Source organism: Streptococcus cristatus (genome assembly GCF_003943505.1).
In the GTDB taxonomy this organism is placed as follows: Bacteria; Bacillota; Bacilli; order Lactobacillales; family Streptococcaceae; genus Streptococcus; species Streptococcus cristatus_E.
In genome coordinates, this window is record NZ_RJPS01000037.1 from 1 (window position 1) to 967 (window position 967).

Consider the following 967-nt stretch of genomic DNA (forward strand, 5'->3'; position numbering starts at 1 on the left):
GTGTTTTGAGCCGAAGGATGATTCATGGTGCTGGATTGAATCTCTGTATTATTCACTCTGCGACCATCATTAACTGCTGCTCCAGAATGCCAAGTTTGTCCATTATCATCTGAATAGATAACCCGAGAAGACTGAGAACCATGTAAATGGGAAGATTCGTTAGTCGAATAAGTCGGAATAACTAAACGTCCTTTGTGCAGGCCTGTATGAAGACGAATGCCTGTACCAGGGCCGACCCCGTAGAACTTCATCCAGTTTTCCTTGACCATAGGAGTAATATCACGCGGAGCAGACCAAGTCAGTCCATCATCCTTACTCACTGATGTCCATAGATAGCTAGTCCGAGCAACACGGAAAGGCGAATCTTTCTTAGTCGTGAAATAAATATTATCAATCAGGCGGTCTCCGTCATAAAGGTCACCTTTATCTCGATAGTCTTTTTCCTGTGGATTGACCACTACACGATAGGTTGTCGCTACACCGTTTGCATCATAGACTGTTCCATTTTCACGAATTGTATATTTTTGACCATTTTCGTGATAAAGAATCTGATAAACCTTGCCATCAATCGTTGTATAGGCTTCTTCGTTTTTAGCAGGCAGGTCAAAAACAGCCCGCCCTTCTGTAAACATATCATAGATGGCATGAATGGTTCCGTCTTTATCCTGAACCATAGCCACATCAATCGTTACAGGAGAGCCCTGATTCGGATCCGTTGCTTTGGGATTATTGCGCAAATTGACAATCGTCTTTTCTGGCCCCCAAGTCTGGCCGCCATCTGTACTACGGCGAATAACTGTGCCGATATCCCCCCAGTCTGACGCATGCAAGCGGCGCTGATCCGCAGCTGCAATCAAGGTGCCTTTCTGAGTCTTTAACAAGGCTGGGATTCGATAGCTTTTAATTCCTTGACTATTAGCCTGACCGCCAGCTCCACTCTCAAATACATCTGCCTTTTCACTCAGGG

Annotated in this window: 1 protein-coding gene; it reads right to left on the reverse strand. The window is 45.2% G+C overall.

Annotation, left to right across the window (positions count from 1 at the left end; genetic code table 11):
- Positions 1 to 967: sialidase family protein (locus D8792_RS10770; protein WP_142999397.1), on the reverse strand; the 967-nt coding region annotated here is incomplete at both ends.